This is a genomic window from Stenotrophomonas sp. P5_A8, assembly GCF_056400545.1.
In genome coordinates this window covers 1-12,187 of the sequence record NZ_JBFULB010000103.1, presented here as the reverse complement: position 1 = coordinate 12,187, position 12,187 = coordinate 1, and the positions used below count along the sequence as shown (strand labels likewise).

Sequence of the window (12,187 nt, the reverse complement as noted above, 5' to 3'; positions counted from 1 at the left end):
GCGAGAGGTCCAGCGCATGGCGGCGCAGCGCGCTGAGGTCGTCGCCGGCCTGCAGGCCGAAAATACCGAAGATCGAACACATGGGAACAACTCCTGATGATGGGGGAATACACGTATTGCAGGCATTCGACCGGCCACCCAGGCCCGGAAGGGATAAACCCGGGCCACAAAAAAACCCGCATCGGTCGATGCGGGTTTTCTGGGGTCCGGGCGTGTTGCTTGTACTAGCCCTGGTCGCAGTCCCGCATCGGCCGCGCACGATTATTCGCGCGCAGATTATTGCGGTTGGTATTGCTGACAGCGGTGGCCGGGAACGAGGACATGGACCGACCGTAACCGGCTTTGGGCGGCGGTGCAACTGTTGCGATGGCAACCGATTCGGCCCCGGCGTTCAGCGGCCGCGACGGTGCGCTCCGGGATAATCGCCGGCCCCCTGCTGGATGTCATGGATGAACCTGTTCTCCCACCGCCCGTTGCTGTGCGCCTTGGCGCTGGCCGTTCTGAGCGGTTGCGCCGCTGCCCCGACCCGCCCGGTCAGCGACACCGAACGCGACGCGCTTGCCAGGGCCACCGATGGCCAGTTCGATTCCGCCCTGCGCGTGGCGAAGATGTACCAAGCCTGGAATGATCCGCGCGCTCTGGACTGGTACGCCCGTGCGGCCGCCGCCACGCCGCGTACCCACCACAGCACCAGCGCCGAAGAGACGCTCGGCACGATCCTCGAACGCGGCCGCCTGGACAGTGGCGAGGGTCCGCAGAAGCCCGGGGCGGTGGTGATGAAGGCATCACCGCGCAAGGCCTTCCACTGGTACCACAGCGCCGCCTACCACGGCTCACCGTATGCCATGCACGATCTGGAGAAGTGGTGCGAGCGGCGCGGCGACATGGCCGGCGCGCTGCGTTGGCGGCTGCGGTCTGCGGTGTACCTGCGCGAGCTGTACAAGCTCGACGCACTGCGCGCGGCCACACGTGGCTCGGCCAAGTCCGGCAACCCGGTGGCCACCGGCCCGGCGCCGAACGCGCTGATCGCACGCATCCAGCGTCGCGCCGAACGCGGCGATGCCGAATCGCAGGTGGATCTGGGCACGCTCTACGAAGCCGGCGTCGGCGTGGTGCAGGACAAGGCCGAGGCATTGCGCTGGTACGCGCGCGCCGGCACGCAGGGCAATGTGTACGGCCAGTACCTCAGCGGCCTCGCCCTGGGTCGGGGCGGTGATGGTCTGCAGAAGAACGTGGATGCAGCGGCGGCGTGGTTCGCCAAGGCCCATGCGCAGGGCTTCTACATGGCCGAGGAATCCTACTGGCGCGAGGCGATCGCACCGCCGTTCTGGACGTTCGAATAGCGCCCGTGGCACCGACATGTGCCCGGCCTCTCGTCCCGCTGTCGGGAACAGCCGACCAACGGTCGGCGCTACGTTGGGTCGCTGACGCTGTACACACTCCCGGGCACTGCACAAGGCTGCCCTGTGCTCTRCATATCGCCCAGAATGGAACGCATGAGCAACGTCATCTTCCGCGACGAGACCATCCACCGTGAGCGCATGCAGGCGATCATCGCCGCACATCCGCGTGCGGCCACGTTTGAATCCTGCCGCTTCGATGGCGGCGATTTTTCGCGGCTGGACATGGATGGCGTCCAGTTCAACCAGTGCTCGGTGACCGGTGCCAATTGGCTGGCCGCCTCGCTGGAGGAAAGCCGCTGGAGCAAATGCCGGGGTGCCGAGTGCGATTTCAGCTCGGCGCTGCTCAGCGATGCGCGCTTCTCGCACTGCGACCTCAACAACAGCCACTGGCGCCGTGCGACGTTGTCCTCGGTGCAGTTCGCCGACTGCAAACTGACCGGCGCGCACCTGCAGGAAGTAACCGGCTGGGCGCTGGAGTTCCGCGACTGCCTGCTGGTCAGTGCCGACCTGCGCGGGCTGTCGTTCCGCAAGGCGCAGCTGGACGGGATGGATTTCTCCGATGCGGAGCTGTCCGGCTGTGATTTCCGCGATGCGGTGTTCAACGGCGGCAGCCTGCGCAACGCGCAGACCCGATTGACGCGTTTCGAGGGCGCGGACCTGCGCGGAACGGACATCAGCGGGCTCAACGTGATGGACGCCAAGCTGTTCAAGAAAGCGGTGATTTCGCAGCGCCAGGCCGCGGCGGCGTTGGCGGCGTTCGGGTTGATCGTGGCGTAAACGCCCGTTGCAACCCGGCAGGGCCGGCCGTTGGCCGGCGCGTCCTTCGGTCTGAGGACCTCGCGCGCACCCGGCGAAAGGCAGCCGAGCATGGCTCGGCWCTACCGGGTTTCTGGCGAAAGGCAGCCGAGCGTGGCTCGGCTCTACCGGGTTTCTGGCGAAAGGCAGCCGAGCGTGGCTCGGCTCTACCGGGTTTCTGGTGAAAGGCAGCCGAGCATGGCTTGGCTCTGCCGGGTTTCTGGCTAACGGGTAGTGCCGAGCCATGCTCGGCAACCGCGACGGTCACCCAAGCCGGCCAGCGGCCGGCACTACCGGCAGGATTCAGGCCAGCAGGCGCTCGATCAGGCGCAGGTACAACGCCGGCAGTTTTTCCAGGTCGGCGACCGATATGTTCTCGTCCACCTGGTGGATGCTGGCGTTGACCGGCCCCACTTCGATGCACTGCGCACCGAGCGGTGCGATGAAACGGGCGTCGGAAGTGCCACCGCCGGTGCTTTCCTCCGGCGCGGCACCGGCGAACTCGGCCAGCACCTCGCGCGCCACGCGGCGCAGCGTGCCTTCAGGGGTGTAGAACGGCTCGCCGCTGCGATGCCATTTGAGCGTGTAGTCCAGCGCGTGCCGATCCAGCAGCGTGGCGATGTCCTGCTCCAACCGCGGCGCGTCCCAGTGCGGGTTGTAGCGCAGGTTGAACAGCACCTGCAGCTCGCCCGGGATCACGTTGTTGGCCCCGGTCCCGGCGTGGAGGTTGGACACCTGCAGGCTGGTCGGCGGGAAGCTCTCGTAGCCGTCGTCCCACTGCCGTGCGGTCAATTCGGCGAGCGCCGCCGCAGCCAGGTGGATCGGGTTGCGTGCCTTGTGCGGGTACRCCACATGGCCCTGCACGCCTTTGACCGTCAGCGTTGCCGACAGGCTGCCGCGCCGCCCCACCCGCAGCAGATCGCCCAGCACCGCCGTGGAGGACGGCTCGCCGGTGATGCACCAGTCGATGGACTGCCCGCGCTCGCGGAACAGCCCGGCGATACGGCGCACGCCATCGATGGCATCGCCTTCCTCGTCACTGGTCAGCAACACGGCCAGCGTGCCGGGGTGGTCCGGATGGGCGGCAATGAACTGCTCGGCAGCCACCACGAAAGCGGCCACGCTGCCCTTCATGTCGGCTGCGCCGCGTCCGTACAGCACGCCATCGCGGATCTGCGGGTCGAACGGATCGCTATGCCACGCGTCCACCGGTCCACTGGGCACCACGTCGGTGTGGCCGAGCAGCACCAGCACCGGCGCACCGCTGCCGTGGGTGGCCCACAGGTTGTCGACCTCGCCCAGGCGCAGGTGTTCGCACTGGAAGCCGGCACGCGCCAGGCGCCCGGCGAGCAGGGCCTGGCAACCGGCGTCGTCGGGTGTCACCGACGGCCGCGCGATCAGGTCGCAGGTGAGCGCGAGCACATCGTTCACGCGCCCACTCCGAAGCGCTGCTTGAAGCCGTTGTCCGAGAAGCCCTGGGTCATCACGCCATCGCCGGTGACCACCACCGGACGCTTGATCAGCTGCGGATGCTCGCGCAGCAGCAGTTTCCATTCGGCATCGGAGGCGGCCGCCTTGCGGTTCTCCGGCAACTGCCGCCAGGTGGTCGAGGATTTGTTGACCAGCGCGGCGAAACCACCGGCCTGCCCGGCCCAATCGACCAGGGTCTCCGGGCTGCGCGGGGTGTCGCGGTAATCGACAAAGGCATGCGCCACCTCGAAGCGGTCCAGCCACTTGCGCGCCTTCTTGCAGGTGTCGCAGTTCTTCAGTCCGTAGACGGTCGTGGTCATGGCAGGGCTCAGTCGGCCAGGCCGCGCAGCAGGTCGTTGACGCTGGTCTTGCTGCGGGTCTTGGCATCGACCTGCTTGACGATCACCGCGCAGTACAGCGAGTGCGAACCGTCCTTGGACGGCAGCTGGCCGGACACCACCACGCTGTACGGCGGCACCGAGCCGTAGCTGATTTCGCCGGTGGCGCGGTTGTAGACGCGGGTGCTCTGGCCGAGGAACACGCCCATGCCGATGACGCTGTGGTGGCCGACGACGAAGCCTTCCACCACTTCCGAACGCGCACCGATGAAGCAATGGTCTTCGATGATGGTCGGGCTGGCCTGCAGCGGCTCGAGCACGCCGCCGATACCGGCGCCGCCGGACAGGTGGCAGTGCTTGCCGATCTGCGCGCACGAACCAACGGTGGCCCAGGTGTCGACCATGGTGCCCTCGCCCACGTAGGCGCCGATGTTGGTGAAGCTCGGCATCAGCACCACGTCCTTGCCGAAGTAGCTGCCGCGACGGGCGATCGCACCGGGCACCACGCGCACGCCGGCGCGACGGAACTTGGCTTCATCGAAGCCGGCAAAGCGCGATTCCACCTTGTCCCAGAACGGTGCCGGGCGCGCGTCGACCACCGCCATGTCGTTCACACGGAAGTACAGCAGCACCGCCTTCTTGAGCCATTCGTTGACCTTCCAGCCACCGTGGCCATCGGGCTCGGCGACGCGGAACTCACCGGTTTCCAGGCCATCGATGACCCGGCCGACCAGCGGCTTGGTCGAGCCTTCCAGCTCGTGCAGGGTCAGCGTGGCACGGCGCTCGAAGGCGCTTTCGATGCCGAACTTGAGTTCTTCCACGCCCGGGGTGGCCGGCTTGCGCAGCGACTTGCGGGCGATGGTGGCATCGCGGCTGGCGCTGCGCTTGGCCGCACTTTCAGCCGGCGTGGCGACGACCTTGGGGGCCGGCATTTTCTTCGCCGCGGCTTTCTTCACTGCCACCGGCTTGGTGGCAGGCGCGGCCTTGGGGGCAGCAGTCTTCTTGGCCGCTGCGGTCTTGGCAGCGGTCTTCTTGGCAGGCTTGGTGGCCATCAGTGGGGGTCTCCGGCGTTTCGATCAGGGTCCAGGCAGGCGAGCATCGCATCGTGCAGCTGCTGCCGGGCGGATTCGGTAAGGGGGTGGTCGTGTTCGTCGCTGATCACGAACATGTCTTCGGCGCGCTCGCCGAAGGTGGCGATGCGCGCGTCATGCACGCGCAGGCGCTGGTTGCGCAGCACGAAGGCCACGTCGGCCAGCAGCCCGGGACGGTCGGGCGCGACCAGGCTGAAACGCGTGCCATGGCTGCCATCGCCGCCATCGCGGAATTCGATGCGCGGGGCAAAGCGAAAATGCCGCAGCTGGCGCGGGATCACCCGGCGTGACGGACGCAGCCGGGTCAGGTCGCCGGCCAGTGCCTCGCGCAGCGCCGCCTCCAGCCGCAGCGCGTCGCCATCGGCGAAGCTGTCGGCCGGGGTCACTTCGAAGGTATCGAAAATGGTGTCGACCGGGCCGTCCAGCACGCGCGCACGATGGATGCCGTAGCCCTTGCGGTCCAGGGTCATCACGATCGCGGCGAACAGGCCATCGCGGTCGGGCGAATGCACGAACACTTCCAGTGCCTGGTCGTCGGGGGTAATCCGACGCACCTTGACCAGGGTCTGACCCTGCTTCACCGGGACCAGTGCAGCGGCCTGCCAGGCCAATTGCTCGGGGCGAAGCCGGATGAAGCTCTCATCGGGCATCACGGTGAACTGGCGCTCGATGGTGGCGTCGTCGTAGCCGCGCTCACGCACCAGCTGGCGCACCGACTCGCGCGCTTCGGCCACGCGCTCGGCGGCCGGCATCTGGTTTTCCAGCCCGTCGCGCAGCGCGCGCCGCGCGGCGAAGTACAGGTCGGCCAGCAGCCGGTCCTTCCAGGCGTTCCACAATTTCGGGCTGGTCCCGGCGATATCGGCGCAGGTCAGCAGGTAGAGGTAATCGAGCCGGTCGCGGCTGGCTACCAGCGTGGCAAAGCGATGGATCACGTCCGGATCGGAGATGTCCTGCTTCTGCGCGGTGATCGACATGCGCAGGTGCTGCTCGACCAGCCAGGCCACCAGTTCGGTGTCCGAACTGCTCAGCGCAAGCGCCTGGCAGAACGCGCGTGCATCCACCGCGCCGAGTTCGGAATGGTCGCCGCCGCGGCCCTTGGCGATGTCATGGAACAACCCGGCCAGCAGCAGCAGCTCCGGCTTGCGCAGGCGCGGCCACACTTCGTGGGCGATCGAGAAGCGCTCGTCGGCGCGACTGCTGGCAAACAGGCCGATGTTCCGCAGCACCATCAGCGTGTGCTGGTCCACGGTGTAGACATGGAACAGATCGAACTGCATGCGCCCGGACACTTGCGCGAATGCGGGAATCCATTGGCCCAGCACGCCCAAGCGCGCCATCCGCGCCAGCGTGTCGACCGCGCGCGGGCTGCGCAGCAGGGCCAGGAACTGTTCGCGGGCGGCAGCGCTGGCCTCGGTGTACGCCGCCAGCTCCGGCAGCGCCTCGGCCAGCGCGCGCGCGGTCAGCGAATGCAGGCCACGCACGTCCGGGTTGTAGGCCCAGCTGGAGAACAGTGCGAACACCTGCTCGATGTCGCCTTGCGGCCACGCCGCGTCGTTGGCGGCCAGGTAACCACGGCGCAGCGAGAAACCCACGCTGACCGGTTCGGGCACCGCCTCGCCATCGAACTGTTCTTCGAACCGCTGCAGCAGGCGGTCGCTGATCCGCCGCACCACGCTGGCACTGCGGTAGAAGCCCTGCATCATCTTTTCCACCGCCAGGCTTTCGAGGTCGTCCTCGAAGCCCAGGCGCGTGGCCAGCGTCTTCTGGTAATCGAAGCGCAGACGCTCCTCCGGCCGGTTGGCCACCAGGTGCAGGCCGAAGCGCAGCCGCGCCAGCGCGCAGCGCTCGCGCTTCAGCGCGGCCGCTTCGTCCGCGCCGAGATGGCCCAGCCCGACCAGTGCTTCCAGGTCGCGCACGCCGAAGGCACGCAGTGCCATCCAGCCCAGCGTGTTGAGGTCACGCAGCCCGCCCGGGCCGTCCTTGATGTCCGGCTCCAGGTTGTCGGCGGTGTCGCCGAAGCGCTGGTGGCGGGCCAGCAGCTCGTCGCGCTTGGCCAGGAAGAATTCGCGCGGCGGCCACAGGTCGTCGGTGTTGACCGCCGCCTTCAGCGCGAGGCGTGCCGCCTCATCGGCCAGCAGCGGCCGCGACTCGATCAGCGCGGTCATCACGGTTTGATCCGCGCTGGCATCGATGCACTCGGCCGCCGAGCGCACCGCGTGGCTGACCGGCAGCCCGCAGTCCCACAGCAACGCAAACAGTCGCGCCAGGCTGGATTCGTGCTGGCGCTGGTGCCCGGGCTCGCCGAACACCAGCAGGTCGATATCCGAACGCGGAAACAGTTCACCGCGCCCGTAACCGCCCACGGCAAACAGCGCCAGGCCACTGCCGGCCGGCAGGCAACGCTGCCAGGCCAGCCGGATCAGGTGGTCGGCCGCGCGCGCGCGCAACGCCAGCAGGCGCTCGATGTTGTCGCCCTGGTCGAAGCGGCGGTACAGCCGCGCGTCGGTCTGCTGCAGCGATTGCCGCGCCAGCGCCGACCATTCCAGGTCGGTGACGGACGCTGCCGGCGCGTCCAGGATCGGGCTCGCCGGCAACATGCTCAGACCTGCGATTCGCCGGGCGAGRGGGTCAGCACGTCCACGCCGGTCTCGGTGACCGCGATCATGTGCTCCCACTGCGCCGACAACTTGCGGTCCTTGGTCACCACGGTCCAGCCATCGGGCAGCACCTTGTTGTAGCGGGTGCCCTCGTTGATCATCGGTTCGATGGTGAAGGTCATGCCCGGCTGCAGCACCAGACCCTGGCCCGGACGGCCGTAATGCACCACCTGCGGCTCGTCGTGGTAGACCTTGCCGATGCCGTGACCGCAGTACTCGCGTACCACGCTGAAGCGCTCGCCTTCCGCCAGGCTCTGGATCGCGTGGCCGATGTCGCCCAGCGTCGCGCCCGGCTTCACCGCACGAATGCCGGCCCACATCGCCTGGTAGGTGGTGTCGACCAGGCGCCGGGCCATCGTCGACGGCGTGCCGGCGTAGTACATGCGGCTGGTGTCGCCGTGCCAGCCGTCCTTGATCACGGTGACGTCGATGTTGACGATGTCACCGTCCTTGAGGACTTTGGCTTCGCTGGGGATGCCGTGGCAGATCACGTTGTTGACCGACGTGCAGACCGTCTTGGGGAAGCCACGGTAGCCGACGTTGGCGGGCGTGGCCTTCTGCACGTTGATGATGTGGTCGTGGCAGATGCGGTCCAGCTCTTCGGTCGTCACGCCGGGCTTCACGTACGGGGTGACGATGTCGAGCACCTCGCTGGCCAGGCGGCCGGCGATGCGCATCAGTTCGATTTCCTCGGGGGTTTTCAGATTCACGCTCATAGCCGCCATTATCGCCGATCCGGCGGCCAATCTGAACGGGATCGGTGGAACGCCGACAGCCGGGGTTTGGGCGAGGGGGCGCCCTCACGAACCTGAACTTAGGCGACACTCATCACACATTTCGCGATCTTGCCGAAAACGCCCATAGATTTCTTCAAATCTCACGGGCTGCGCACAACACCAATCCTATAACCGGGAATACACCGCAACACCGATCGGCAGCATCGTTTTGTTCATGTAAGGACCCAGTCCAAGGAGCATGCCCGTGCGATTTCTCCGTCCTACCCTGATGTGCGTGGCGCTGGCCAGCCTGGCCGCACYGGCCCTGGCGGCCGACACCACCACCTTCAACGTCAAGATCATCATCACCAAGGCCTGCACGATCACGGCCGCGGCCGCCACCGACGTGGACTTCGGCTCGGCCCTGTCCACCGCCACCACCCCGTCCAACGCCCAGGGCACGATCACCGCGCAATGCTCGGCGCTGACCCCCTACACGATTGCGTTGAATGCCGGCTCCAACGCGGGCACCGCCAATGACGTGACCACCCGGCGCATGAAGAACACCAACGCGGCGGTCACCACCAACAACTTCGTCGGCTACCAGCTCTACCAGGACGCCGGGCACGCCAATGTCTGGGGCGCCACTACCGGCACCAACACGGTGGCCGGCATCGGCACCGGTCTGGCCGTGCCGTACACGGTGTACGGCCAGATCGCCAACCCGAGCGTCAACAACGCCGCGACGGGTAACTACCAGGACACGGTCACCGCCACCATCTCCTACTGAGGGCAGCCCATGCCAATGACCGCACGGGTCCGCCCCTGGCGGCGCCTGGGACTGGCCTGCGCCCTGTCTGTCCTCTCCTGCAGCACCAGCCTGGCCGCCAGCCTGCAGGTGGCGCCCACCTCCCTGCAATTGGGCCCCCGGCAGAACGCCGACGCATTGTGGATCAGCAACAGCGGCACCGCGCCGGTGCAGGTGCAGGTGCGGGTCTATCGCTGGCAGCAGCAGGGCGGTCAGGACCAGCTCACCCCCACCGGGGACCTGCAGGTGAGCCCGCCGATGCAATCGCTGGCCGCCGGCCAGCAGCAACTGGTGCGGGTGGTGCGCAGTGACCCGCAGGCGCCGTCGCAGCAGCTGGCGTACCGGGTGATCGTCGACGAACTGCCGACCCTGGATCCGGGCCGCACCGGCATGCAGTTCGTGCTGCGTTATTCGCTGCCGGTGTTCGTCCAGCCGCTCGATACCACCCCGCCCAAACTGCAGGCGCGGCAGATCACCCTGGACGATGGCCGGCCCGCACTGGAAGTGAGCAACGCCGGTGGCACCCACGCACAACTTGCCGATCTGGCCATCGGCAGCGCCGAACGCCCGCAGACCGTACATCCGGGCCTGCTCGGTTACGTGCTTGGCGGCCAGACCATGCGTTGGCCGTTGGATCTCCCCCCGGCCCGACTGGCCGGTGCCACCTTCATGGCCAGGATCAATGGTGAGTCGGCCCAGACGCCACTGCCCGCCGCGCCACCGGCTCGCTGAGGCCTGCGCGCGGATGCTGCTCAGCGCCAGCCTGCTGCCATGGACGATCCACGCGGCAGAAAGCGGGCTGGACGCCTCGGGCGCGTCCGGCGACGCCGTGCTGCCGGCGCCCACCCCGCTGACGGCCGCGCAGACGCTCTATCTGGATGTCACCCTCAACCGCGCACCCCGGGGACTGCTGCCCTTCACCCAGCAACTGGGCCGTCTGTTCGCCACGCCGGCCACGCTGCGGCAACTCGGCTTTCCGGCACAGGGCGATGCGCCGGTGCCACTGGACCTCTTGGCCGGCGTAGTGCTGCGCTATGACGCCTCGCTGCAGACGCTGTCGCTGGATGTGCCACTGGACCAGCTCGCCCTGCCGACCACCCGGCTGGAGCGCGCGCAGGAAACCACGCCCCATGCGTCGGCCTCGCCAGGCGCACTGCTCAACTATGACCTCTACGGCAGCCACAACGAGGCCGGCGGCAACCTGGCGCTGACCAGCGAACTGCGCGTGTTCGGGCTCGGCAATGGCGTGCTGGAAAACAGCACCGTGCAGCGCACCTACCAAGTGCCCCAACAAGGCTGGCGGACCGACAGCGTGCGTCTGGATACCCATTGGCAACTGGATTTCCCCGACGCCGCGCTGACCCTGACCGTGGGCGATTTCTACAGCGGCTTCGTCGACTGGAGCCGGCCGGTGCGGATGGGCGGCATCCAGATCGGACGCAACTACGGCCTTCAGCCCTATCGCCTGCTGACCCCCACGCCGACCTTCCTCGGCGAAGCGGTGGTGCCCTCCAACGTCGAGCTGTATGTCGACGGCTTGCGCCAGTACAACGGCCAGGTGCCGGTCGGCCCGTTCCAGCTGGCCGCGCAGCCGGGCATCAACGGCACCGGCAATGCCCAGGTGGTGATCACCGATGCGTTCGGCCGCATCCAGACGCTGGATTTCGCCTTCTACGGCACCCAGCAACTGCTTGCAAAGGGATTGTCGGACGGGTCGCTCGGCGTCGGCCGGATGCGCCGCGACTACGGCATCCGCTCCTTCGCTTACGACGCACAGACCGTGGCCAGCGGCACCTGGCGCTATGGCGTCAGCGACCGCTTCACCGCCGAACTGCATGCCGAGGGCGGCGGCGGCGTGGGCAATGCCGGCGCCGGCGGCTGGTGGCTGCTGGGCGCCGCCGGGGTGATCAATGCAGCGTACGTGCACAGCCGCCAGGATGGCCGGGAAGGCGGCCAGTACGGGCTGGGATACAGCTGGAACAACCGCCGTTTCAACGTCAACCTGTCCAGCCGACGCACCCACGGCGACTACCGCGACCTCGGCGCGCTGCAGGACAGCCTGCCCGCCCAGATCAGCGAACAGGCCACCCTGGGTGTGAACCTGGACGGAGCCGGGGCGATCAGTGCCAGCTACCTGCGCCTGCGCTACCGCGATGGTGAGGACAACCGCTACGCCAGCCTGTTCTGGTCGGCCAACCTGGGGCGGCGCTGGTCCACGTATCTCTCGGTCAACCAGAACCTGGATGACCGCCAGGACCGCAGCATCTACCTGTCGCTGGCGGCCGCCCTGGGGCGCAACCGCCAGGCCAGCGTGTCGACCCAGCGCAATGGCGAGAACACCACCTACGTGGCCGACCTGTCCCAGCCGGTGCCGGGCGACGGCAGCCAGGGCGGCGTAGGTTGGCGCGTGCAGGCGCGTGGCGGAGACGATGGCGGCGGCGGCCTGGCCGAGGTGGGTTGGCTCAACCGGGTCGGGCGTTACGCCCTGGGTTACTCGCGCCAGGGCGATACCGATTACGGCTATGCCAGCGCCAGCGGCAGCCTGGTCTGGATGGGCGGGCACGTGTTCGCCGCACGCGAGGTGCCCGATGCCTTCGCCGTGGTCTCCACCGGCAGCTTCGCCGGCGTGCCGGTGCGGTTGGAAAACCGCCTGATCGGCAGTACCGACCGCAACGGCCTGCTGCTGGTGACGCCGCTGCTGTCCTGGCAGCGCAACCGGCTGTCGATCGACACGCTCGACCTGCCGGCGGACATCCGCGCAGCCGAGGTAGACCGCTGGGTCACCCCGCGCCAGAGCGCCGGCATCGGTGTCGATTTCGGCCTGCGGCGCACCCATCCCCTCAGCGTGGTTCTGCACGACGACAACGGCCAGCCGCTACCGCCGGGCAGCGTGGTGCACCTGCCCGACG

The 12,187-nt window shown here is 68.0% G+C and carries 10 protein-coding genes; 5 read left to right on the top strand and 5 right to left on the bottom strand.

The window, feature by feature from the left end; translation table 11 throughout:
• The first annotated feature begins 449 nt into the window (after positions 1–449).
• The gene (locus tag AC1DQP_RS09400; protein WP_457321497.1) at positions 450–1,343 is read left to right on the top strand and encodes a tetratricopeptide repeat protein; all 894 of its coding nucleotides are present in this window, start codon (positions 450–452) and stop codon (positions 1,341–1,343) included.
• A 153-nt stretch (positions 1,344–1,496) separates the two neighbouring features.
• The gene (locus AC1DQP_RS09395) at positions 1,497–2,180 is read left to right on the top strand and encodes a pentapeptide repeat-containing protein (RefSeq protein WP_457319030.1); all 684 of its coding nucleotides are present in this window, start codon (positions 1,497–1,499) and stop codon (positions 2,178–2,180) included.
• A gap of 321 nt (positions 2,181–2,501) precedes the next feature.
• Here the strand turns inward: AC1DQP_RS09395 and dapE are convergent, their stop codons facing one another.
• Genes dapE through map form a run of 5 tightly spaced genes read right to left on the bottom strand, consistent with a single transcriptional unit; the run spans position 2,502 to position 8,470 of the window.
• Complete coding sequence (gene dapE / locus AC1DQP_RS09390) at positions 2,502–3,629, bottom strand: succinyl-diaminopimelate desuccinylase (protein WP_478051470.1); 1,128 nt, start codon at positions 3,627–3,629, stop codon at positions 2,502–2,504.
• Positions 3,626–3,988, bottom strand: a complete 363-nt coding sequence (locus AC1DQP_RS09385) for an arsenate reductase (protein WP_457319028.1) — start codon at positions 3,986–3,988, stop codon at positions 3,626–3,628. Before AC1DQP_RS09385 ends, dapE begins: the two co-directional genes overlap by 4 nt.
• Positions 3,989–3,996: 8 nt before the next feature.
• The gene (dapD, locus tag AC1DQP_RS09380; protein ID WP_457319027.1) at positions 3,997–5,058 is read right to left on the bottom strand and encodes a 2,3,4,5-tetrahydropyridine-2,6-dicarboxylate N-succinyltransferase; all 1,062 of its coding nucleotides are present in this window, start codon (positions 5,056–5,058) and stop codon (positions 3,997–3,999) included.
• Positions 5,058–7,694, bottom strand: coding sequence for a [protein-PII] uridylyltransferase (locus tag AC1DQP_RS09375; protein WP_478051469.1), 2,637 nt, complete (start codon positions 7,692–7,694; stop codon positions 5,058–5,060). Before AC1DQP_RS09375 ends, dapD begins: the two co-directional genes overlap by 1 nt.
• Before the next feature lie 2 nt (positions 7,695–7,696).
• The gene (gene map, locus AC1DQP_RS09370; RefSeq protein WP_478051468.1) at positions 7,697–8,470 is read right to left on the bottom strand and encodes a type I methionyl aminopeptidase; all 774 of its coding nucleotides are present in this window, start codon (positions 8,468–8,470) and stop codon (positions 7,697–7,699) included.
• A gap of 265 nt (positions 8,471–8,735) precedes the next feature.
• On the opposite strand from map, the gene AC1DQP_RS09365 reads away from it, so the two are divergent.
• The 3 genes from AC1DQP_RS09365 to AC1DQP_RS09355 all read left to right on the top strand — a co-directional run.
• Complete coding sequence (locus tag AC1DQP_RS09365) at positions 8,736–9,260, top strand: Csu type fimbrial protein (RefSeq protein ID WP_478051467.1); 525 nt, start codon at positions 8,736–8,738, stop codon at positions 9,258–9,260.
• Between the two features lie 15 nt (positions 9,261–9,275).
• Complete coding sequence (locus AC1DQP_RS09360; RefSeq protein WP_457319032.1) at positions 9,276–10,010, top strand: fimbrial biogenesis chaperone; 735 nt, start codon at positions 9,276–9,278, stop codon at positions 10,008–10,010.
• Between the two features lie 13 nt (positions 10,011–10,023).
• Positions 10,024–12,187, top strand: a 2,164-nt coding sequence (locus tag AC1DQP_RS09355; RefSeq protein WP_478051471.1) for a fimbria/pilus outer membrane usher protein, incomplete at its 3' end; no start/stop codon positions are given.

Coding starts and splice junctions, on each gene's coding strand:
- AC1DQP_RS09400 (WP_457321497.1), top strand. CDS start 450: ATGAACCTGTTCTCCCACCGCCCGTTGCTGTGCGCCTTGGCGCTGGCC.
- AC1DQP_RS09395 (WP_457319030.1), top strand. CDS start 1,497: ATGAGCAACGTCATCTTCCGCGACGAGACCATCCACCGTGAGCGCATG.
- AC1DQP_RS09385 (WP_457319028.1), bottom strand. CDS start 3,988: ATGACCACGACCGTCTACGGACTGAAGAACTGCGACACCTGCAAGAAG.
- dapD (WP_457319027.1), bottom strand. CDS start 5,058: ATGGCCACCAAGCCTGCCAAGAAGACCGCTGCCAAGACCGCAGCGGCC.
- AC1DQP_RS09375 (WP_478051469.1), bottom strand. CDS start 7,694: ATGTTGCCGGCGAGCCCGATCCTGGACGCGCCGGCAGCGTCCGTCACC.
- AC1DQP_RS09360 (WP_457319032.1), top strand. CDS start 9,276: ATGACCGCACGGGTCCGCCCCTGGCGGCGCCTGGGACTGGCCTGCGCC.